The organism is Massilia sp. BAP21 (genome assembly GCF_057801335.1).
The window spans coordinates 803,959-825,514 of the sequence record NZ_CM173596.1; the positions used below are offsets into that span (position 1 = coordinate 803,959).

General features: G+C 64.9%; 16 protein-coding genes. 3 read left to right on the top strand and 13 right to left on the bottom strand.

Annotated features, from left to right (window positions below):
- Positions 1–73: 73 nt before the first annotated feature.
- The 13 genes from ACWYRN_RS03465 to puuE all read right to left on the bottom strand — a co-directional run bounded on the left by ACWYRN_RS03465 (position 74) and on the right by puuE (position 18,964).
- On the bottom strand, positions 74–826 hold the full coding sequence (locus tag ACWYRN_RS03465; RefSeq protein WP_488691141.1) for a hypothetical protein: 753 nt from the start codon (positions 824–826) through the stop codon (positions 74–76).
- Positions 823–1,452 carry a hypothetical protein gene (locus ACWYRN_RS03470; protein ID WP_488691142.1) on the bottom strand — a complete coding sequence of 210 codons (630 nt, stop codon included), beginning with the start codon at positions 1,450–1,452 and terminating at the stop codon, positions 823–825. Before ACWYRN_RS03470 ends, ACWYRN_RS03465 begins: the two co-directional genes overlap by 4 nt.
- A 96-nt stretch (positions 1,453–1,548) precedes the next feature.
- Positions 1,549–2,406, bottom strand: a complete 858-nt coding sequence (locus ACWYRN_RS03475) for a MipA/OmpV family protein (RefSeq protein WP_488691143.1) — start codon at positions 2,404–2,406, stop codon at positions 1,549–1,551.
- A gap of 372 nt (positions 2,407–2,778) precedes the next feature.
- Positions 2,779–3,831 carry a S1/P1 nuclease gene (locus ACWYRN_RS03480; RefSeq protein ID WP_488691144.1) on the bottom strand — a complete coding sequence of 351 codons (1,053 nt, stop codon included), beginning with the start codon at positions 3,829–3,831 and terminating at the stop codon, positions 2,779–2,781.
- 25 nt (positions 3,832–3,856) lie between these two features.
- Positions 3,857–4,033: a hypothetical protein gene (locus ACWYRN_RS03485; protein ID WP_488691145.1), complete on the bottom strand. Its 177-nt coding sequence runs from the start codon at positions 4,031–4,033 to the stop codon at positions 3,857–3,859.
- A gap of 2 nt (positions 4,034–4,035) precedes the next feature.
- Positions 4,036–5,736, bottom strand: coding sequence for a bifunctional metallophosphatase/5'-nucleotidase (locus ACWYRN_RS03490; RefSeq protein ID WP_488691146.1), 1,701 nt, complete (start codon positions 5,734–5,736; stop codon positions 4,036–4,038).
- Positions 5,737–5,903: 167 nt separating this feature from the next.
- Positions 5,904–9,311 (bottom strand): TonB-dependent receptor, encoded by a 3,408-nt coding sequence (locus ACWYRN_RS03495; RefSeq protein WP_488691147.1) that lies wholly within the window; start codon positions 9,309–9,311, stop codon positions 5,904–5,906.
- A 532-nt stretch (positions 9,312–9,843) separates the two neighbouring features.
- The gene (locus tag ACWYRN_RS03500; RefSeq protein WP_488691148.1) at positions 9,844–11,367 is read right to left on the bottom strand and encodes an adenosine deaminase; all 1,524 of its coding nucleotides are present in this window, start codon (positions 11,365–11,367) and stop codon (positions 9,844–9,846) included.
- A gap of 333 nt (positions 11,368–11,700) precedes the next feature.
- Complete coding sequence (guaD, locus tag ACWYRN_RS03505) at positions 11,701–13,005, bottom strand: guanine deaminase (RefSeq protein WP_488691149.1); 1,305 nt, start codon at positions 13,003–13,005, stop codon at positions 11,701–11,703.
- Positions 13,005–14,102, bottom strand: coding sequence for a xanthine dehydrogenase accessory protein XdhC (gene xdhC, locus ACWYRN_RS03510; RefSeq protein WP_488691150.1), 1,098 nt, complete (start codon positions 14,100–14,102; stop codon positions 13,005–13,007). Before xdhC ends, guaD begins: the two co-directional genes overlap by 1 nt.
- Positions 14,102–16,441: a xanthine dehydrogenase molybdopterin binding subunit gene (gene xdhB, locus ACWYRN_RS03515; protein WP_488691151.1), complete on the bottom strand. Its 2,340-nt coding sequence runs from the start codon at positions 16,439–16,441 to the stop codon at positions 14,102–14,104. The genes xdhC and xdhB overlap by 1 nt, the downstream gene beginning before the upstream one ends.
- 12 nt (positions 16,442–16,453) lie before the next feature.
- On the bottom strand, positions 16,454–17,917 hold the full coding sequence (gene xdhA / locus ACWYRN_RS03520; protein WP_488691152.1) for a xanthine dehydrogenase small subunit: 1,464 nt from the start codon (positions 17,915–17,917) through the stop codon (positions 16,454–16,456).
- Positions 17,918–18,016: 99 nt separating this feature from the next.
- Positions 18,017–18,964, bottom strand: coding sequence for an allantoinase PuuE (gene puuE / locus ACWYRN_RS03525; protein WP_488691153.1), 948 nt, complete (start codon positions 18,962–18,964; stop codon positions 18,017–18,019).
- Between the two features lie 108 nt (positions 18,965–19,072).
- On the opposite strand from puuE, the gene uraH reads away from it, so the two are divergent.
- The 3 genes from uraH to ACWYRN_RS03540 all read left to right on the top strand — a co-directional run bounded on the left by uraH (position 19,073) and on the right by ACWYRN_RS03540 (position 21,555).
- Positions 19,073–19,426: a hydroxyisourate hydrolase gene (gene uraH, locus ACWYRN_RS03530; RefSeq protein ID WP_488691154.1), complete on the top strand. Its 354-nt coding sequence runs from the start codon at positions 19,073–19,075 to the stop codon at positions 19,424–19,426.
- 95 nt (positions 19,427–19,521) lie between these two features.
- The gene (locus ACWYRN_RS03535; RefSeq protein WP_488691155.1) at positions 19,522–20,079 is read left to right on the top strand and encodes a ClpP family protease; all 558 of its coding nucleotides are present in this window, start codon (positions 19,522–19,524) and stop codon (positions 20,077–20,079) included.
- Between the two features lie 243 nt (positions 20,080–20,322).
- Entirely contained in the window at positions 20,323–21,555 is a 1,233-nt protein-coding gene (locus tag ACWYRN_RS03540) for a hypothetical protein (protein WP_488691156.1), read from the top strand.
- Position 21,556: the final 1 nt, after the last annotated feature.

Sequence of the window (21,556 nt, forward strand, 5' to 3'; positions counted from 1 at the left end):
ATGTGTACTGAGAAACACAAAGGCCCCGGCACGACAGCCGGGGCCTTTTTTCATTCCATCCGGTACGCGGTTGTTACGGTTGCGCACCTTCCTGCCGCACCTTCCCCGCCGCATCGCGCTTGCGCAGGGCATGCGCCTTGCCCGTCATTGCCTCGTGCCAGGCCGGCAGCACACGGAAGGTCAAGGCCAGGTCGTAGTCGCCGGGGATGCTGCCGCTGTCCATCGGTACGTTGCCGGCGCGGTTCTGGAACCAGCGCAGCCATTCGACGGACCCGGGCGCCGGCGAATTCATGTAGGGCGCACCGGCGTTGGCGGCAGCGCCTTCGCCCGGTGCGGCCAGCGGCATCATGAAGGAGGCCATGCCCTGCTTCGGATTGGCCGCATTCCACTGCGCGGCGCCGTGGCAACTGAGGCAGGACGAATTCGCGGCGTTGCGGGTCAACACACGCCCGCCCTCGCCTGCCACCGAGATATCGTTCAGCGCATGGTCGTTCGGCCCCGACAGGCGCCCGCCCCAGCCCAGGGTCTCAAGGGCGTACACGGGCGCGTTCGGATTGACCCAGGTTTCCTGCAGCGCGGCGCCGGGGTTCAGCGCGCTGTTGGCCTGCGGGTCGTTGCCCCATTGCGCGCCGAGCGGCACCATCTGGTCCCAGACGCCGGCGCTGCCGGGGCGCGTATCCTTGTCGTAGACCAGGGTCGTGAACACCCAGCCGGTCTGCGGCGCCGACTGCGTGTCCTTCACCACGATGTCGACCTGCATCAGGTAGGCCTTGTCCAGCTTCGGCCTATCGTTGTGGCCGGTGGTGGCGTTCGCCGTCATCATCATCGGCCAGGCCAGCGCGCCTTCCAGGCTGGCCAGGTCGCCGGGTCGGCGGTGGTGAAGGCCAGCTTGACAGTGATCGAGCCCTCGGCGTACTGGGTCGCGCCGCCGCCCAGCACCGGGGCATTCGGGTTGCGCGCCCAGATTTTCCCCAGGGTTTGCGCGGCGGTGCGGTTGTAGTAGGTCAGCACATAGGTCGTGAACGGCTTGGCCAAGCCGCTTTTCGGGAACAGGGTGTTGTCGACCTTCTCGATCCCGACCAGCATGCCGTGCACCGGCTCGCGCTGGGCGCCCAGCCAGGGGTCGTTGTACCAGCCGCGCTGGGCGGCGTTCCAGTCCTCGTAGTCGGTCAGCAGCGTGGCCATGTCGCGCGCGATGCTGTCCTTCAGGGCCTGGGTGTAGGCCGGCGCGCTGGCGGTCGTGATGGCGCCGTTGCCGATGGCCACGCGCCAGGGCATGTAGGGCGCCGGCAGGCCGGACGGGTAGTTGTAGCTGAGCCTGAAGAGTGGCCCGGTATAGTCGGCGGGCGGCAGCTTGCCGTTGTGGTCGGCATACGGGTTGACGCTGGCAGCGAGCGCGCCGAGCGCGAGCAGGCTGCCGGCCAGGCAGAAGCATGCGTTGCGGATGAGCATGGTCGATTCCTTGTGTGGAGGGCGAACAGCTCATCTTCCGCGCGGGCGAGGGCCACGGTTTGTGGCCGGACAATGCTTACCGATTAATCGAACTGATCAGTCGCGTGCCATGGACTTCGAGCGCCACAGCGTCCACGACAAGCCGATCCCGCCCGACACGCCATTGTTCTTGCGATGCAGCGGGCTGTCGTCGTTGGCGCCGACGCCGTAGTTCTCGACGCGCAGGTAGCCGAACACGCGCAGGTCCGGGTTGACCTGGCGCGCGGCAAAGGCGCCCAGGCGCACCAGGATCAGGCCGGACTTGGCGGCATAGGCCGGGCGCTCGGCCGTCGCGTACTGCGGCGCCACTTCGTAGAAGTAGCGGTTGATCTTGCCGTCGCCGACGACGCTGGACAGCTGGGTATCGAACAGCCATTTGCCGTCGGCGCTGCGGCGCTCGTAGACCAGGCGCGGCTCGAAGGTGTAGCCCTGGTGGCGCACGCCGCTGCGCACCTCGAACACCGCGCGCAGCGGCAGCTCGGCGCGCAGGCCACTGTGGGCGTCGAAGCGCGCCAGGCGCAGTTTCAGGCGCGGGCCGAATTCGCCCAGGGCGCCGAGGTCGGTCATGCCGGCACGGGCGTCGACGTCGTCGGACTTGGCCGGCAGCGAGGCCGCCAGGCCGACGTCGAGTTCGGCGTTCTCGCTGCGGAACAGGCGCGCGCCGATGCCGGACTGGTCGGCCCGCAGGATCTTGCCGCGGTAGATGAGGGTCGGGATCGCCAGCACCCGCGTTTCGCGGTCATCGGCGCCGGGATAGGCCGGCGTGCTGATGACACCGCCGCCCAGGCCGAGTTCCCACAGCGGGCGGCCGGGCGGTTCGCTGGGCGAGGCCGCCGAATCGATGATCTGGGCGGATACGTGCAGCGAACAGGCCAGGCCGGCGAGGCCGGCAATGGCGGGCAAGATTTTGTTCATGTGAAGAGAAAAAAGGCGCGGGCGCAGGGATTGTTATTTTAGCAGCAGGATGGGCCGGATTATGCGGGTCCTGGTGGATGGCGCTTGCGTCAACAATAGGGTGGGCACTCCGTGCCCACGCGGTACGTGCGTGTCTGGAGTCACGTACGCAAACCTGTCGCTCGCACGGTATGCAACGGATGGCAAATCGGCTTCGCTCCTTGTTTCGAGCGATGGGTTACGGCAGCAGGTGCAAGGATAGGTGCGTATCGCGTGGGCACGGAGTGCCCACCCTACGTTTGATTCTTGGATAAAACGGCGGTACCGGCTCGCCAATAAAAAAGCCGCAGCTTGCGGCTGCGGCTTTTCTTCAATACGTCAACGGCGGAGCAATCAACCGTAAATTGCCTTCAACACCTCGGCCAGCTTGTAGCCGCCCTTGATCAATTGTTCCTTGGCCAACTGCGAGCTCGGCACCGGGTAGTTGTCCGGCACTTCCAGCGTGAAGGTGTAGTAGGTGTCGCCCTTCTTGCTCGTCTGTGGCACCAGCTTGCCCGGCACCACGTCGCCGTAGGCGATCTTCGACGCCACCAGGCTGTCGTCGGCCCACTGGTACGGCCAGGTGGCGAGCTCGCCAGTGTTCGCCTTGATGGCCGGCTTGCCGGCGATTGCTGCATCGGCAAATTGATCCGGGGTCCTGGTGCGGATGCGGCGGAAGGCGTAGTCGACCGTGGTGCTGTCCCAGTACGAGTGGAAAGGCTTCGTGAGCGCCTTCGGCACGCCTTCCCGGATCGGCTTCGGCTCGCCCGGCGGAATCACCGCGTCGCTCAGGCGGGTCAGGCGTTCATCATCCAGCAGCAAATTGTTGCCGCCACGCGAATCGAAGATCGCCGCTTCGTCGACTTCGGCATGGGTCTTCGGCACCACGAACTTGCCGTCCTTGCTGACGAAGGCCGCGCCCACGTGCAGCGGCTGGTGGATGTCGCCGACCATGTGGGTCAGCAAAATCAGCGCCTGGCGCTTGGTGAACTTGTGCGGGTTCAGGGCCGGGTCCGTCTTGCCCTGCAACACGGCGATGGCCTGCTTCAGCGTCTGCACGATGTCGTGCTCGCTCGTGCCCACGCGGTGGTCATGGTAGTGCTCGAGCTGGAACGGCACGTCGGTGTAGTGGTACTCGCTGTGCTTCGGGTTGGCGGTGGTGTACTCGACCATTTCCGGCGACTGCGGGCCGCAGTAGGTGCCCTTCACGCAGTCCGGCCAGTTGGCGATCGACTGCAGGGTTTCGCCCGGCTGCAGCAAGGCGGCGATCTGCTTCTCGGCGTTCGTGCCCTTCAGCAGGCGGTCGGCAATCGCGCCCACCGCGCGGTGGCCGTCGCCGCCCCAGGCAGCCGCATCAAACGACACGAAGGCGCTTGCCAGCGCCAGTACACAAGCTAGTTTTTTCATGAATTCCTTGGGATGAAGCGTTTGTTTATTGCTGCGTCGCCAGCAGGAGCGACATGACAGCCATGATCGCGGCCGCCAGGGCGCCGAGCATCAGCAGGCGCCGGCCCGGCGACAACGAGGATTTCAGCAGCAGGCGCTTGACCACGGTGACGCCGATCACGGCCAGCGCGACGGCAACGATGACAACGGTGTTCTGGTCCATGTTCAGTTCCTCGCGCCGGCTTTGTCGATGCGCACGGTCGAGGCCATGCCGGCCGCCGGTGCGCCCGCGCCCGGGTTCTTCGCAATGAAATCGCTCAGCGCGTCGAGGTCGACCAGCTGGGTATCCACGCGGTTCGTGCCCTTGGCAAATTCCGGAATATTGTCGCCGCCTTCGGCCAGGAAGTTGTTCGCGACCACGCGGTAGGTCTTGCCGTCCTCGATCGGCGCGCCGTTCAGCTTCAGGCTGCCCGGCAGCACGCGGCTGCCCACCGAGCGGCTGGCGTCCCAGGTGTAGGTAAAGCCTTGCGACACCTGCAGGATGGTGGCACTGGAGCTGCCGGGGCGGTCCCACTGCTGCTCGAGCAGGCGGCGCAGCTGGGCGCCGCTCAGGTCCATCACGACGAGCGTATTACCGAACGGCAGGACGGCCTGGGCATTGCCGAAGGTGGCCACCTGCCCGTCCGCGGTTTCCAGGTCCTTGCGGATGCCGCCCATGTTCATGAAGCCGATCTGCACGCCCTGGTCGCGGGTGGCGGCGACGATGGCGTCGGCAACCAGGTTGCCCAGCGGCGCCTCGCCGGCATCGCTGGCCTTGCGCGCCACGACCGCCGTGCCGAGTTTCCCCAGCGGACGCGCCAGCGCCGCGCGGCTGCGCTCCTTCACGTTGGCCAGGAAGGCGGCAACCCGCGGGTCGGCCGTGAACTTGGCCGGGTCCATGACCACGTTGCGCACGTCGATATCGGCGACGGCGCCGCTCTTCGGATCGACCTTCAGGGCGATGCGCGACAGCAGGTGGCCGGCGGCATCGGCCTGCGTGACCACGCGGCCGTCGACCTGGCACAGGTAGCCCTGGTGCGAGTGGCCGGTGATGACCAGGCGGATCGCCGGGTCGAGCTTCTTGACGATGTCGACCACGCCGCCGGTGAGGCCCTTGCAATTGGGCTGCTCGGGGGATTCGTCTGTGCGCCCGCCTTCGTGCACCAGGGCCAGGATCACCTGGGCGCCCTCGGCGCGCATCTGCGGCAGCGTGCGGTTGATGGCCTCGGCTTCGCCGATGAAGTCCAGGCCGGCGATGGCCGAGCTCATCGCCACCGAGGCGGTGTCCTGCAGCACCACGCCGACGATGCCGACCTTCACGCCCTTGACGGTCTCGATGCGGTAGGCCGGCATGAAGGGCTTGCCGGTGGCCTTGTCCAGCACGTTGGCGGCGAGGTAGGTGAAGCGCGCGCCCTTGAAGTCGGGCGCCAGCTTGCAGGCCTTGTTCGGACGCGGCGAATCGCAGCCGCCGTGCTGCTGGCGCAGCAGTTCCTTGCGGCCCTGGTCGAATTCGTGGTTGCCGACCGAGCTCACGCGCAGGCCGAGCAGATTCATCGCTTCGATGCTCGGCTCGTCGGCCCACATCGACGACAGCGCCGGGCTGGCGCCGATCAAATCGCCGGCGCCGATGAACAACAGGTCCTTGTCTTCCCGGCGCCAGGCGGCCAGCGCGCCGCTCAGGGCTTCGATGCCGCCGGCGCGCAGGGTTTCGCTTTGTCCGCTGGCACTGGTGTAGGTGTACTTGCTCGGCTCGAGGTTGCCGTGGAAATCGTTGATGGCGACGAGATTGAGGGTAATCGGTTCTTGCGGCGCGGTGGCGCAGCCGGCGGCGGCAAGCGCCAGCACGAGGGTGGAGAGAACGGCGCGGGCGCGCGGGGAAACGATCATGGATTACCTTTGGTCGACGAAAACGGATGCCCTCGCAGGGCGACCCGGATTATTGCACGTAGGGAGACGCGAGGCCATCCTTACAACTGCCCTACCCGCTCACGTAAACAAAAAACGGCCGGTGTCGCCACCGGCCGTTCATCACCCTACAGGCAGGGAATCAAGTATTAGAACTCGTACTTGACGGTTGCCTGGATGGCCCACTGCGACTCGCCCTTGGCTTGGCGCACGTTCAGGTCTTCCACGTTGTTACGCACGGCGTAGACGTACTTGCCGTCTTGCAGACCGACGTAGTCGACGAAGCTGCGCGCCTGGGCGCCGGCCGACTGGAAGCCGACTTCTTCGATACGGCCCCACTTCTTGTTCAGCAGGTTGCCGAAGTTCAGGATGTCGAGCGAGAAGCTGGCCTTGTGCTTGTCCGAGAAGCCAGGGATTTCCTGGGTAACTTTCACGTCGAAGCTGTTGGTCCATGGCGAGAAGGCGCTGTTACGCTCGACCACGCCGCCCTTTGCATTGCGCAGGGCCTTGTTGCCGTTGACAACTTCCCAGAAGCGGCGCTCGGCGTCTTCGCGCGCTGCGGCAGTGGTGCCGTAGAACACGACTTCGCCCGAACCCGGTGCGCTCGGGATGTACATCAGGTCGTTGCCTGCCAGGCCGTCGCCGTTCAGGTCGTTGTTGATGGTCCAGCTGTACGGCTTGCCCTTGCGGCCTTCATAGAAGACGCCGAGACGGGTGCGGTAGTTGCCGAAGAAGCGCTTCTCCCACGACAGACGGGCGTTGATACGGTCTTTCACCAGGTACGACGAGTTGGCGGCAACTTCTTCGTTCGGGTTGAAGACCGAGCGGCCGGTCCAGTTCGAGTTCGAGGTCGACGAGGTCAGCGGCGAGACTTCGGTCGCGTTGGTGTGGGTGTAGGCCACCGACCAGCCGAAGCCCTTGCGGGTCGGGCTCGTCAGGGACAGGGTCACCAGCTGTGCATCGCCCTTGTCGGTTTCCTTGGCCAGCAGCACGTTACCGTAGTTCAGGTTCGAACGTGCTTTGTTCACTACCGAGCATTCACGCGCGATGCTGACAGCATTGTTCGTGAAGCTATAGCAGCCGGCATTCAGGCCTGCAGCGTTGTAGTACAGCGCACGTCCATCGCTGCCGGTCGCGCTCGGCGCGCCGACGTTCAGGTTCTGATAGTAGATCGCGTTCTTGTTCTGGGTCGCCAGCAGCTCGGCGCCAAACACCAGGCCGTACCATGGCAGCTCATGCTCGAATGCCAGGTTGGCTTTCCAGATCGAGGGCTGCTTCAGGTTCGGCGACAGGATGTCGACGTTGGAGGCCGGGGTGACGCCAGGGACCGACTGCTGGGCGGTCACGTCAGGCGTAAAGGTGCCGTCAGTAGTCGGGCAACGGGTTGCGCTGGTGGTCGAGCAGGTGACGACACGGGTAGCGACGCCCGGGTTCGAGAACGGGTTCGACATCCACACGGTTGCGGCCGCGCCCTGGAACAGGCCGAAACCGCCGCGCAGCTGCATCGGACGGGCCGAGTCGAACTTGTAATTGAAGCCAACGCGCGGCTGCCACAGTTTCTGGCCGTCGAAGGTCTGGGTGTTGTCGTAGCCGTAGCCACCCGACTGGCGGCCGAACTGGCCGGTGCCGGCGATGGTCGGCGCGGCAACGGCGGCATTCGCCAGCGGACGGTTGTTGACGTCGGTCATGTCGACGCGCACGCCGGCGCTGATGGTCAGGTTGTTATTGACCGACCAGTTATCCTGCAGGAACACGCCGGTGTTCTTCATCTTGAACTGGGCAACGGCGTTGTCCAGCGAACCGCCGGCGACCGGCAGCTGCACGGTGTACGACGACGGACGGCCGCGCGAGAAGTTCTCGTAGAGTGCGGCGTCGATCTGGGCTGCGCTTGCGGTGGCGCAGTTGATCGAGCCGAAGGTGTACGAGAAGTTGTTATCGCACTGGAAAGTGTAGTTACCGAAGATGTTCTGCAGGAAGGCGTTGTACACCTCGTTCGAGGTGTAGTCGGCGCCGACCTTGAACTCGTGGTCGCCCCACTTGTAGTTTGCGCCCGCGTACAGGTCGAGGGTCTTGGTGCCCAGGACGTTGTTGTGGCGGCTGTTTTCGGTACCGGTGTTCAGGAAGCGGTTGCCGGTACGGGTGCCGGCAGGCGCGTCCGACGGCAGTGCGCCGCTGAACTGGAACGACATCGTCGGCAGGCGGGCGCTGTTGATCGGCACCGAGTCGTAGTCACGGGTCGAGGCGCGGAATTCGGTCGAGAACTTCTCGGTCCAGTCCGAGAACACCTGGGCAACGGCGGTCTCGATGCTCTTGTCCTGGTTGTAGAACTGCGAGCTCAGGGCCACGCCGCTCTGCGAGAAGCCTGGATAGATCGGCTCGTTCTGGGTGGTCTTCGAGTAACGGAAGCTGGCGCGGTGGTCGTCGTTGATGTTCCAGTCGACCTTGAAGGTGCGCTCTTCGGTCTTCATCTTGTTGTTCGACGGGATGTCGCTGCTGCCGATGTCGAAACCGTAGCGGTTCTGGGCGATTTCCTGGATGCGGGCGATCTGGGTCGGGCTGATGCCGACGGTGGTGCCGGTGCCCGAGCCGATGGCGCCGTATTCCGGACCGCTGCGGCTGCTTTCGTAGTTTTCAGCCAGGGCGAAGAAGAACAGCTTGTCCTGGATCAGCGGGCCGCTGACCCACAGGCCCTTGGTGTTGTCCTTGAATTCAGGCGCGTCGTTGTACTTGTCGGTGGCCTGGTCGTAGCGCTTGCCGACCAGACGGTCGTCACGGGTGATATAGTAGACGCCGCCGTGGTACACGTTGGTACCCGACTTGGTGACGGCGTTGACGTTGGCGCCGGTGTAGCCGCGCTGGGTCACGTCGTAGTTGGCAACGTTCACCTGCACCGAGGCGATGGCTTCCATCGAGATCGGCTGGCGGGCGGTCGGGCTGCCGTTGGCTTCCAGGCCGAAGGTGTCGTTGATGGCGACGCCGTCGATGGTCATCGAGTTGTAGCGCGAGTTCTGGCCGGCCACCGACATCTCGCCGCGTTCCTTGTCGGTCTGCGAGACGCGCGGATCGATACGCGCGAAGTCTTGCAGGTTGCGGTTGATCGATGCCTGGGTTTCCAGGTCGGCGCGGGTCAGGGTGGTGACCGAACCCATGGCGCTGTTCGAGAAGATTTCCGAGCGTGCGCGCGAGCCGCTGACGGCCACGGTTTGCATCTGCTGGCCCAGGGTTGCGTCGACAGCGGCGGTTTCAGCCAGCTCGACGAAGACGTTGTCACGCTTTTCGGTGATACCGTTTTTGGTAATAACGATCGTGTAAGGACCACCAACACGCAGGCCACGTGCGACGTAACGGCCTTCGGCGTCAGTCACCACGTTGCTGACGGAGCCAGACTCCGTGTGGATGATCTGCACCTGGGCGCCCGCTGCCGGCGTACCGTCCGCACCCGAAACACGGCCGCCAATGGCCGAGGTGGTGTTCTGTGCGAAAGTCGGTGCAGCCGACAACGCAATCGACAAAGCCAGCGCCAGCTTGGTCAGCCGGATCTGATGTTGAGTGATCATTGTTAAAACCCCAAAATAGACTTTAGTTATTTTGGACATCCGAAGATGTCCCTCTTTACAAGTACTGCAACCTGGTTGCTGCGAACCGCAGCGGCACAGCGCGCCATCCCTGGACCGGCGATTGTAGACAGGAAAGATGTCATCCCTGTTACAAGTCGCCCTTGAAAAAACTTCAAGCATATTTACTAACGTCAACAAATATGCATGAGCCCCACCGGCCAGACAAATACGTTTTTCCTTCGCCATTTATAGGCTAGGCGTCTGAATCGCCCAAAAAACGTGCATCTTGTGCACCGCAGCGAGGTTTCTCGCGCAAAATCACAAGGCGCGATTATACGGAAGGCATTCTTTGATGAAATATTTAGATAAGCATTTTCGGAAAACGCAGGGGCGGCCCTGTAAATCTGTGGTGAAGAGGCCACAAATGTTAGCTCCGCACTAACTTCCGTCTGCTCCAGGGTGGTGCAAGGCATGGTGCACTTGCAAAAACGGCAGCCTTGCGCTGCCGTTATTGAAACCATTTATTTGTTGCTTATTTGATTTTTGTGCGTGGTGCCTGCACAACGGTTTTCGCCAATCCCGCGATGTCGGCCTCGAACTTCGCATAGCGCGCGTCGAGCTGGCGCGTCAGGCGCGTCTTCTCGGCAGCGGGCAGAAAGGCGTAGCGGATGCTGTTGTACGAGGCCTTTTTCATTTCCGCATAATCCGGCTTGTAGCGGCTGGCGAACAGCACGTACTCGTGACTCAATGTGTGGCGGGTGACGCCGGCATCGTCGGTCGAGATCACGTAGGGCACGCCGTACTTGCGGTACAGCGTGACCGGGTGGTTCTCGTCCTTCAGGCCGTTGATGAAGGCGTTCGAGGTCAGGTTGATCTCGACCGGCACGTCGTCCTTGCGCATCTTTTCCATGATCGCCAGGGCATTCGTTTCGTGGGCCAGGTCGATGCCGTGGCCGATGCGGTCGGCGTTGGCCAGCACCAGTGCCTCGTCGATGTGGAACTTCAGGCCTTCCGGCGGCACGTCGCCCATTGCCAGCTCGCCGGCGTGCATGGCTACTTTCACGTCCGGGTACACCGACTTCAGGAAGCCGAACATCTTCATGTGCAGCGTGTAGTCGCGCATCGAAACGGCCGTGCTTTCCTGGCCGACGATGTTCACGCCGACGATCTTGCCGTTGGCCGAGGCCGCCTTGAAGGCGCCGATCATCGAGGAAAACACCTGCGACGGGTTCAGCAGGCGCAGCACATAGGTCTGGTAGCGCATGGTGAAGCGCTCGTCGTCGATGCCCTGCGCCGCTTCGTCGATCTTGGCGACGAAGTCACCCAGGGTCTTGTTGAAGGCAGGGTCGCGCGCCAGGGTGTCCATCCACTTGTTCAGCTCGACCTTCAGGGCCGCGTCGTCGTTCGCCAGCTGCCAGGCGCGTGCGTCGAACTCGGGGTTGGCGACGGCCGGCGCCATCTTGAACATGGTCTCGATGTAGCCGACGTTCTCGGCGATTGCGCGCTTTTTCAGCTCCTGCAGGCCTTCGGCGAAGTTGGCGTTCGAGACCGGTCCAAAGAAGCTGAAGGTCTGGAAGAACAAACGGTCCGGCGGCGGCTGGAGGGCGCCGTGGTTGTCGAAGTCCTTGTTCGACCAGCGCTGCACCAGCTCGCGCCAGGTGTGGTCGTCGGCATAGACTTCGGCGCTGGACAGGCAGTTGCGCTCCTTGGCCGGTTTCGCGCGCTCGGCGGCGATGACATCCTTGTTGGTCTCGATGCGGTAGGTCTGCTTGTTCACGCACAGGCCCTGCTTGTCGAGGAAGTCGACGTACTGCTCGGCATAGATCGAACCAGAGTAGTGGTGGTGCAGGTCCCCGCCCTTCGGCATCTGGGTGAAGAACATGGTCAGCTCGGCCAGCTTCGGCGCGCTGCCGGCGATCAGGCCGGCGTAGTGGCGGGCGGTGGCGGCTTCGTTGGCCTGGCGCGTGGCGCTCGCGGGCTCCTTGGCGGCCACGGGCGCGGCCGGGGCGGCAGCACAGGCGAGCGCGACCAGGAGGCTGCTCAGTTTCTTCTGCATCGTGATTCTTTCGTAACGGTTGGTTGGTTCGGACCGCGAAACTCTAACCGTTTTCGTGCGGGGTTGGCAATGGATGGGGTTGTGTGGGGTTTGATACGGAGGATTTGCAGGCGTTTTCGGGGCTGTTGCCTGCGCGGTTATTGGTGGGTTGAATCCGCGTGGGCACGGGGTGCCCACCCTACGAGAGATGTTCCGGGCCGAAAACACCTGGCATGGTTTTGTGGCCGAGGCACGAAGTGCCGAACCGATGCGCGTCCCGTAGGGTGGGCACTCGTGCCCACGCGGATTGGAGGGACCATTACCGTCACAGGCAACAGCCCCACTACCCTCGATTCACCGCTGGTGAACCCGCTTCCCCATCGCATACGTCGCGAAAATGGTCCGGTCATCCCCCAACAAGGCCAGCGCAAACAACTGCTCCTCCAGCGTATTGCAATGCGCGCTGCGCCTTGCCATCAAGGGCGTCGCCTGCGGATCGAGCACCACGAAATCGGCTTCGGCGCCGGGAGTAAAACTGCCGATCGTCCCTTCCAGGTCCATCGCCCGCGCCGCACCCAGCGTGGCAAGATAGAACATGCGCAGCGCCGGCAGATAGCTCCCCTTCAGCCGCGCCACCTTGTACGCTTCGTTCATCGTCTGCAGGATCGAGAACGAGGTCCCCGCCCCCACGTCCGTCCCCAGCGACAGCAGCGCCCTGGCCCCATCCGCCTTCTCGAAATCAAACAATCCGCTGCCCAGGAACAGGTTCGAGGTCGGGCACACGCTGGCCGCCGAACCCGTGGCCGCCATGCGCGCAAAGTCCTCGTCGTCGAGCCAGATGCAGTGCCCGAACAGCGCGCGCGGGCGCATCAGGCCGAAGTCCTCGTACACGCCCAGGTAGCTGCGCGACGTCGGATACAGCTCCTTCACCCAGCTGCACTCGTCCTTGTTCTCCGACACGTGGGTCTGGATGAAGGTGTCCGGATAGCTGGCCGCCAGTTCGCCGGTCAGGCGCAGCTGCGCCTCGCTCGACGTCGGCGCGAAACGCGGCGTGATCGCGTACAGCGCGCGGCCGCGCTTGTGCCACTTGTTGATCAGGGCTTCGCTGTCGCCGATCTGGCCTTCGGCGTCGCGCAGGAAGTCCGGGCAGTTGCGGTCCATCAGCACCTTGCCCGCCACCATGCGCAGGTTGCGCGCTGCGCTCGCTTCGAAAAAGGCGTCGACCGAACCCGGATGCACGGTGCAGTAGACCACCGCCGTGGTGGTGCCGCAGCGCGTCAGCTCGTCGAGGAAGAACTCGGCGGTGGCGCGCGCATGCACCGGGTCCTCGAAGCGGCGCTCGGTCGGGAAGGTGTAGGTCTCCAGCCAGGGCAGCAGGCCCTCGCTGGGCGAGGCGATCATGTCGGTCTGCGGGTAATGCAGGTGGGTGTCGATGAAGCCGGGCGTGATGATCTTGCCGCGGTAGTCGACCGGTTCCAGGCCCGGCGGCAGCGTCGCGCGCAGTTGCGCGTAGTCGCCGGCCGCCTTGACGCGGCCATCCTCGATGACGAGCAGGCCGTCCGTGTGCCAGGAATAGGCCTGCTCGACGAAAGCCGGGTCGGCGTGAAAATGCAGCAAGCTCGCACGGTAGGCTTGCACGGTAGGGTGTGCGGTGGACATCAGTAGGATTCCGGAGAAGCGTCAAGAAGGCTGGAGGCCTGGGCGGTCTCCCAGACCGTCAGCAGCTGGGCCGCGACGGCGACGGCGATCACAGCCGGGGCCTTGCCGGCAATGCCGGGCAGGCCGATCGGGCAGACCATGGCGCCGATGCGCTCGTCGGCGATGCCGCGCTCGCGCAGGCGGTGCTCGAACTGGCGGCGCTTGGTGTCGGAGCCGATCAGGCCAAACCAGTCGGTCTGTTCCAGCGTTCGAACGCGCGACAGTATCGCAATCGAGAGGCGCAGGTCAAGTGCATGACTGTGTGTCATCACCAGGAAAGAAGTGCCGGGGGCGGCCTGGGCGACCAGGGCTTCGGGCGTGTCGGTGGCTTCGACCGTCACGTTCGCCGGCACCTCGGCCGGGAACATGTCGTCGCGCTCGTCGACCCAGGTGACGCGGCAGGGCAGCTCGGCCAGCGCACGCACGATGGCCGCGCCGACGTGGCCGGCGCCGAACAGCATCAGGTGGGCGCGCGGGGCGAAGACGGCGTCGGCCAGCCAGCTGCGGCCGGTGTCGTCGGTGAAGACGTGGGTGCCGCGGGTGCGGTCGAAGTCGGGGGCGGGACCTCCGCTTAGTTGGCGGCCCGCGCCGTCCAGGAGAGCCGTAGGGTGGACCGGGCCACGAGAGGCGGGTTTCCCGTCCACGCGTTCAAGCGGTATTGGCATGTTCGAGGTGGCGCCAGCGTCCGTTGGACGCGTGGACGGCGGAGCCGTCCACCCTACGAGTCTCCAGGTATCTTCATTGCGTCGCTTGTCCAGCAGCGCCATCTGCTCGCGCTCCACGACCTCGAACACCAGGTGCGCGATCCCGCCGCAGCACTGCCCCAGGCTCGGCCCCAGTGCAAAGCGCTCGATCCGCGCTGCCCCGCCCTCTTCCAGCATGGTGCGCGCCATGTCGATCGCGCGGTGCTCGAGATGGCCGCCGCCGACCGTGCCGGCAAAGCCATCACGGGTGACCAGCATCTTGGCCCCGGGTTCCCGCGGCACCGAGCCTTCGACGATGGCGACCGTAACCAGCACGGCCGGCGCGCGCAGCGCGGCTGTCAGCCAGTCGTCCATCACGCGCCCGGGTGGGCAACCGCTTCCACCGCGGCGATGGCATCCAGGATCGCTTCGCTGGTGGCCGGCGCATTCAGCGGCGGATTCACCTTGTGCCCGCCGACGCTGGAAATCGCGTCGCGCAGTGCAAAGAAGACCGAGAACGGCAGCAGCAGCGGCGGCTCGCCGACCGCCTTCGAGCGGTGGATCGAATCCTCGACATTCCGGTTCTGGAACAGGCGCACGCGGAAGTCGCGCGGACAGTCCGACACGCCCGGGATTTTATAAGTCGACGGCGCATGCGTCATCAGCTTGCCGCCGGCGTTCCACCAGAGTTCCTCGGTGGTGAGCCAGCCCATGCCCTGGATGAAGGCGCCTTCGACCTGGCCGATATCGATGGCGGGATTGAGCGAATTGCCGGCGTCGTACAGCGCATCGGCGCGCAGCAGCTTCCATTCGCCGGTGAGCGTGTCGATTACGACCTCGGCCACCGCCGCGCCATAGGCGAAGTAGGAGAACGGCCGCCCGCTCATGGTCTTCGCGTCCCAGCTCAAGCCCGGCGTGGCATAGAAGCCGTCCGACCACAGCTGCACGCGCGCCAGGTAGGCCTTTTGCACCAGATGCTCGAAGGGGATGTCCATCCCGCCCGCGAAGACGGTATCGGCCGCGAAGCGCACGTCCTCTACCGCGCATTCATAGGTGGCGGCCGCAAACTCGGCCAGGCGCTCCCTGATCTGGCGCGCCGCATCCTGGGCCGCCTTGCCGTTCAGGTCGGCGCCGGTGGATGCCGCCGTGGCCGAGGTGTTCGCCACCTTGCTGGTGTTGGTGGCAGTCGCGCGCACGCGCTCCACGTCCACGCCCAGTTCGTGGGCGACCACCTGCATCACCTTGGTGTTGATGCCCTGCCCCATCTCGGTGCCGCCATGGTTCACCATGATGGAACCGTCGACATACACGTGCACCAGCGCGCCGGCCTGGTTCAGGTGGGTGACGTTGAAGGCGATGCCGAATTTCACGGGCGTGAGCGCCAGGCCTTTTTTCAGCACGGGACTAGTGCGGTTGAAGTCGGCAATTGCCTCGCGCCGCGCCCGGTATTCGCTCGATGTCTCGAGTTCGGCCACCAGTTCGTGGATGACGTTGTCGACCACGGCCTGGCCATAGGGCGTGACATTGCGCTCCGTCTTGCCGTAGAAGTTCAGCTTGCGGATGTCGAGCGCATCGGCGCCCAGGTTGCGCGCGATCTCGTCGATCACGTATTCCATGGCAATGGCGCCCTGCGGGCCGCCGAAGCCGCGGAAGGCGGTGTTCGACTGGGTGTTGGTCTTGCCGCAGGCGGCGCGGATATCGACGTCGCTCAGGTAGTAGGCGTTGTCGTAGTGGCAGACCGCACGCGTGGCGACCGGGCCGGACAAGTCGGCCGAGTAACCGGCGCGCGAGACCATGTCGATCTTCGCCGCCAGGATGCGGCCAGCGTCGTCGTAGCCGACTTCGTACTCGTAATAAAAGCAGTGGCGCTTGCCGGTGACCAGCATGTCGTCGTCGCGGTCGGCGCGCAGCTTGACCGGGCGCTTCAATTTGGCTGCGGCGATCGAGGCCGCCGCCGCCCACAGCGCCGACTGCGATTCCTTGCCGCCGAAGCCGCCGCCCATGCGCCGGCACTCGACCACGACGTGGTGCGAATGCAGGCCGAGCGCGTGCGCCACCACGTGCTGCATCTCGCTCGGGTGCTGGGTCGAGCACTGCACCAGCATGCCGCGGTCTTCGCCAGGGATCGCATAGGCGATCTGGCCTTCCAGGTAAAACTGTTCCTGGCCGCCGACAAACAGCTGGCCCTGCACCTTGCGCGGCGCGTTCGCGAACGCGGTCTCGGCATCGCCGCGCGCCAGGCGCATCGGCGGCACGACATACGATTGCGCGGCGTGGGCTTCCTGCGGCGTGAGGATGGCCGGCAGTTCCTCGTATTCGATCTTCGCCAGGCGCGCGGCGCGGCGCGCGTTGTCGTGGCTGTCGGCGACGACGATGAAGACCGGCTGGCCGACGTACTCCACCTTGCCGTCGGCCAGGATGGGATCGTCGTGGATGATGGGTCCGCAGTCGTTGGTGCCGGGGATGTCCTGCACCGTCAGCACCGCCACCACGCCGCGTGAGGCGCGTACGGGCGCCAGGTCGATGGAGACGATGTTGGCGTGCGCCTTGCTCGACAAACCCAGCGCCGCGTGCAGCGTGCCCGCCACTTCCGCGATATCGTCGGTATAGGTGGCTTGGCCGAGCACGTGCAGCGTGGCCGATTCGTGCGGCCGCGAGCGGCCGACCGCGCTCCACGCCGCCGCCTTGATTTCAGGTGCGCCTGCGTCGTTCATGATGCTTTCTCCTTACGCGATGGCTGCGAATGCGTTCACCGCGCCCTGCGGCAGCGGGTTGTCGAGGCGGGTTTCAAGCCAGAAGCGGCGCAGCAGGTTCTGCGCCGTCTTCATGCGGTAGCCGCTGGAGGCGCGCATGTCGGACAGCGGCTGGTAATCCTGGGCCAGCGCGGCCATGGCTTCCTGCAGCGCGGCTTCGTTCCAGGCGCGGCCGCTCAGCACCGCTTCGGCCGCGGCGGCGCGCTTTGGCGTGGCGGCCATGCCGCCAAAGGCGATGCGCGCTTCCTTGACGATGTCGCCGTCCAAGGTGAGCGCAAACGCCGCGCACACGGCCGAGATGTCCTGGTCGAAGCGCTTCGCCAGTTTATAGGTGCGGAAACGCACGCCGGCTTGCGGCAGCGGCACGCGCAGGCCGGCGACGAATTCGTCGGGCCGCATGTCCTTTTGCTGGTAGCCCAGATAAAAGTCTTCGAGCGCCAGTTCGCGTTCGCCCTCAAGGCCGCGCAGTACCAGGCGGGCGCCGAGCGCGATCAGCCAGGGCATCGAGTCGCCGATCGGCGAACCGTTGGCGACGTTCCCGCCCAGGGTGCCGGCATTGCGGATCGGCAGCGAGGCGAAGCGCTGCCAGAGTTCGTTCAGCTCGTCGGGATAGTGGCGGCAGATGGCGGCGTAGGCGTCCTGCAAGGTGACGCCGGCGCCGATCACCAGCATGCCATCGCGCTCGGTCACGCTTTTCAGCTCGGCCACATGGCCAAGATAGATGATGTCGTTCAGCTCGCGCATCTGCTTGGTCACCCACAGGCCGACGTCGGTGGAACCGGCCAGGATCAGCGCCTGCGGATTGGCGGCGCGCAGGGCCACCAGCTCGTCCAGCGTGCGCGGCGCGTGGAAGCTGCGGTTTTCGTACACATAGGTCGCACCGTTCGCGCGCTGCAGCGAACGCAGGGCGTTGGCCACGGCGGCACGGTCGAATTCGGCGCGCGGCAATTCGGTCATGCGCACAGCGGCGTCGATGATGGGGCGGTAGCCGGTGCAGCGGCACAGGTTGCCGGACAGGGCATCGTCGATCTGGCAGCGCGATGGCGCTTCCGCCCCCTTCAGGTACATGCCCCACAGCGACATCGCAAACCCCGGCGTGCAGAAGCCGCACTGCGAGCCGTGGCATTCGACCAGCGCCTGCTGCACCGGGTGCAGGCGGCCATCCGGCAGCTGCAGGTCCTCGACCGTGAACAGGGCCTTGCCGTCGAGCGTGGGCGTGAACTGGATGCAGGAATTCACCGCCTTCAGTTCCAGCTCGCCGTTTTCCAGCGAACCGACCACCACCGTGCAGGCGCCGCAGTCGCCTTCGGCGCAGCCTTCCTTGGTGCCGGTGCAGCGCAAGTCCTCCCGCAGGTGCTGCAGGATGGTTTGCGTCGGCGCCACGCCGGTCACTTCGTGGACGGCGTTGCGGAAATAGAAGCGGATCGGTTCGGCCATGGCTAGTCTCGGATTGGTCCAAGGGTGAAGAGTACCCCATCGGGGCAGCCGGCAACTATAGCAAATAAATGATATTGCTTATCACCGCAACAATATGCATCACCCTATGAAGGGATGCGTGGCCCGCCAATGGTGCGCAATGTCGATGCGGCGCGTGATCCATACGTGCTTGTGCTGCAACACGTAGTCGAGGAAACGGGCCAGCGCGGCGGCCCTTGCCGGGCGTCCGGCCAGGCGGCAGTGCAGCCCGATCGAAAGCATTTTAGGCGCGTTCAAACCATTCGGGTCGCCTTCCGCATACAGCACGTCGAAGGCATCCTTCAGGTAGTCGAAGAACTGGGTGCCGGAATTGAAACCCTGCATGGCGGCAAAGCGCATGTCGTTGGTGTCGAGCGTGTACGGCACGACCAGGTGGCCGCGTTCGTCGGGCGCGCCGTCGGCGCTTGTTACGCTGACGGTCTGCCAGAACGGCAAGTCGTCGCCGTAATGGTCGGCGTCGTAGACGAAGCCGCCGTGCTCGACCACCAGGCGCCGCGTGTTCGGCGAATCGCGCCCGGTGTACCAGCCGAGTGGCGTCTCGCCGGTGAGCGAACGCATGATCTCGACCGCCTCGCGCATGTGGGCGCGTTCGGTGGCTTCATCGGTGTGCTGGTAGGAGATCCAGCGCAGGCCGTGGCAGGCGATCTCGTGGCCCAGCTCGCGGAAGGCGGCCACCGCCTCCGGGTTGCGCTGCAGCGCCATCGCCACGCCGAACACGGTGAGCGGCAGCTTGCGCTCCTCGAACATGCGCAGCAGGCGCCACAGGCCGGCGCGCGAACCGTATTCGTAGAGCGATTCCATGCTCATGTGGCGCATCGGGAACGCCTGGGCGCCGATGATCTCGGAGAGGAAGGTCTCGGACGCCGGATCGCCGTGCAGCACGTTGTTCTCGCCGCCCTCCTCGTAGTTCAGCACGAACTGCAGGGCGATACGGGCGCCGCCGGGCCACTGCGGATGGGGCGGGTTGCGGCCGTAGCCGATCATGTCGCGCGGGTAGCTGGTATCCATGGGCTTTTCGGCAGGATGAAGGGTATATGGCCGATCTTATATTGACGAAAGTGTAAAGGTATATGATGCGAACGATAGCCACCTTCACCAACTCCGTATAGGGACCACATGGGCAAGCTCAGTACCCACGTACTCGACACCGCGCACGGGCGCCCGGCCGCCGGCGTGGCCATCGAACTGTATGCCATCGACGCCGGCGGGCGCAGGCTGGTCAAGACCGATGCCACCAACCGCGACGGCCGCTGCGACGCCCCGCTGCTCGAAGGCGAGGCCCTGCATGCCGGCCGCTACGAGCTGGTGTTCGCGGCCGGCGATTATTTCGCGGCCCAGGGCGTGGCCCTGCCGGAGCCGCGCTTCCTCGATCGCGTGACGATCGCCTTCGGCGTGGCCGACGCCGGCCAGAACTACCACGTGCCGCTGGTGGTCACACCGTGGTCGTACTCGACGTACCGGGGTAGCTGAACACGTAGCTGAGGACGCCCGGCAACACCCGCCGGTTTCGATTGCTGCCGCCCGCTCGAACTTGCTATCCTGTTCGCACACGACAGGAGACGCCCATGTCCTTGCACATCGTCCACTTCATCGGCCCGATCAACCACAATGCCGCCTGCGCGGTGCGCAACCTGTGCCTGCAGGCCCTGCAAAGCGGCGCCAGCGAAATCGAACTGCACATGTCCACCGAAGGCGGCAACATGACGGCCGGCTTTGCCCTGTACTTCTTCCTGAAGTCCCTGCCGATTCCCCTGCACACCCATAACATCGGCAGCGTCGAATCGGTGGGCGTGGTGATTTTCCTGGCTGGGCAAAAACGCTATGCCTGCCCCGGCGCGCGCTTCCTGATCCATCCGCTGCACTGGGGCTTCGGCAACCTGGTGGCAGCCGACCACGCGCGCGTGTCGGAGTGGCGCGAATGCCTGGATTTCGATGCCGAACGCTATGCGGCGATCGTCGACGAAGCCACGTGCGGTGCACCGGAAGCGGGCGACGTCCGCCCTCACCTGTTCGGCAATGCGCGCATCTACACGGCCGAGCAGGCCGTGCGTGCCGGGCTCATCCACGAGGCCGTCCAGGCCCGCCTGCCCGCGATGGGCGCCACCACGCACTGGTGGAATTAATCAACACATAAAGATTTATATTGTTTCTCTAAAGAAACTCAATAAAAGTTTTGCTCATCTGTTTCACCAAAACAACGCATTGATCTGCTGCAATGTCTCGTTTTTGGTGCAAACCGTCTTTTCCTTGTCTTTACTTTTGCTCCATGGATAGAATCGTTTCGTTCTATCCATGCCCGGTGCATGCAAACGACACAACAACTAGAAGCAAATCTAATAAACGGAAATCCTGTAATAGCTTATCTTATGAATAACAAGCACATCCTTGCCGCCATGCTGGCCCTGCCGCTGGCGCTGTCGTCGGCATTTGCACAAGAAACGCAGAGCCCGACCGTCAAGATCAGCGGCTTCGGCACCGGCGCCCTGAGCTGGACCAACACCAACGATGCCGAATTCGGCCGTCCGAACCAGGCTTCCGGCGCGAAGAAATCGCCGCGTACCGGCGTCGATTCGAACCTTGGCCTGCAGGCTGACGTTGGCGTCAACAGCTGGCTCTCGTTCGCCGGCCAGGGCCTGGTGCGCCGCGATGCCGAAGACGACTTCGGCGCCGAGCTGATGCTGGCTTTCGCCAAGGCGCGCATCAACGACGAAATTGCCGTGCGCGTGGGCCGTACCGGCCTGCCGGCATTCATGATCTCGGACTACCGCAACGTCGGCTACGCGCACACCTTCCTGCGCCCGCCCGGCGAGATGTACTCGCAAGTCCCGTTCGACAAGCTCGATGGCATCGACGCCACCTGGCAGCGCAGCTTCGGCGACACCACCGTCACCGGCCAGCTGGCCTATGGCCGCGCGGAAAGCCGCCTGGCTGGCGGCGTGATCAAGGCCGAAGGCAAGGACGTGCTGGCCCTGAACGTGGTGGCCGAACACGGCCCCTTCACCGCCCGCTTCGGCCGTGTCGACGCCAAGATCTCGGTCAAGCATTCGGCCAGCCTGGATACGCTGATCGGCGGCCTGCGCCGCGCCGGCGCCGCCCTGGCCCAGCCGCAGCTGACCACCATGGCCGACCAGCTCGACCCGACCGAAAAGGATGCCTCCTTCACCTCGTTCGGCCTGGCCATGGACTGGAACAACATCGTCGCCCAGTCCGAGTTCGCCAAGCGCAAGACCGACACCTACGTCAACGACACCACCTCGTGGTACCTGATGGGCGGCTACCGCTTCGGCAAGGTCCTGCCTTACGTCATCCACGGCAAGGTCTCGATCGACGGCCATCCGGCCAACGTGGTGCCGGCCGGCGTGCCGGCACTGGCGGCACTGCGCGCCGGCGCCGCGTCGCTGCCGTACATCGGTATCGGCCAGGGCGAGCAAAGCACCACCTCGCTCGGCGTGCGCTGGGACTTCCACAGCTCGGCCGCATTGAAGGTCCAGTTCGACCGCGTCAAGCCGGGCGTCGGCAGCGGCCTGCTGCTCAACGCCAAGCCAGGCTTCAACCGCGACGTGACCGTCGGCGCCGTTGCCGTCGACTTCCTCTTCTAAG

Excerpts from the sequence above, each read along its gene's own strand:
- ACWYRN_RS03535 (WP_488691155.1), top strand. The coding sequence starts at position 19,522 with ATGTCCTTGCACATCGTCCACTTCATCGGCCCGATCAACCACAATGCC.
- puuE (WP_488691153.1), bottom strand. The coding sequence starts at position 18,964 with ATGGATACCAGCTACCCGCGCGACATGATCGGCTACGGCCGCAACCCG.
- ACWYRN_RS03540 (WP_488691156.1), top strand. The coding sequence starts at position 20,323 with ATGAATAACAAGCACATCCTTGCCGCCATGCTGGCCCTGCCGCTGGCG.
- ACWYRN_RS03490 (WP_488691146.1), bottom strand. The coding sequence starts at position 5,736 with ATGATCGTTTCCCCGCGCGCCCGCGCCGTTCTCTCCACCCTCGTGCTG.
- xdhC (WP_488691150.1), bottom strand. The coding sequence starts at position 14,102 with ATGGACGACTGGCTGACAGCCGCGCTGCGCGCGCCGGCCGTGCTGGTT.
- xdhB (WP_488691151.1), bottom strand. The coding sequence starts at position 16,441 with ATGAACGACGCAGGCGCACCTGAAATCAAGGCGGCGGCGTGGAGCGCG.
- uraH (WP_488691154.1), top strand. The coding sequence starts at position 19,073 with ATGGGCAAGCTCAGTACCCACGTACTCGACACCGCGCACGGGCGCCCG.
- ACWYRN_RS03485 (WP_488691145.1), bottom strand. The coding sequence starts at position 4,033 with ATGGACCAGAACACCGTTGTCATCGTTGCCGTCGCGCTGGCCGTGATC.
- ACWYRN_RS03465 (WP_488691141.1), bottom strand. The coding sequence starts at position 826 with ATGATGATGACGGCGAACGCCACCACCGGCCACAACGATAGGCCGAAG.
- guaD (WP_488691149.1), bottom strand. The coding sequence starts at position 13,005 with ATGTCCACCGCACACCCTACCGTGCAAGCCTACCGTGCGAGCTTGCTG.
- ACWYRN_RS03475 (WP_488691143.1), bottom strand. The coding sequence starts at position 2,406 with ATGAACAAAATCTTGCCCGCCATTGCCGGCCTCGCCGGCCTGGCCTGT.
- ACWYRN_RS03470 (WP_488691142.1), bottom strand. The coding sequence starts at position 1,452 with ATGCTCATCCGCAACGCATGCTTCTGCCTGGCCGGCAGCCTGCTCGCG.
- xdhA (WP_488691152.1), bottom strand. The coding sequence starts at position 17,917 with ATGGCCGAACCGATCCGCTTCTATTTCCGCAACGCCGTCCACGAAGTG.
- ACWYRN_RS03495 (WP_488691147.1), bottom strand. The coding sequence starts at position 9,311 with ATGATCACTCAACATCAGATCCGGCTGACCAAGCTGGCGCTGGCTTTG.
- ACWYRN_RS03500 (WP_488691148.1), bottom strand. The coding sequence starts at position 11,367 with ATGCAGAAGAAACTGAGCAGCCTCCTGGTCGCGCTCGCCTGTGCTGCC.
- ACWYRN_RS03480 (WP_488691144.1), bottom strand. The coding sequence starts at position 3,831 with ATGAAAAAACTAGCTTGTGTACTGGCGCTGGCAAGCGCCTTCGTGTCG.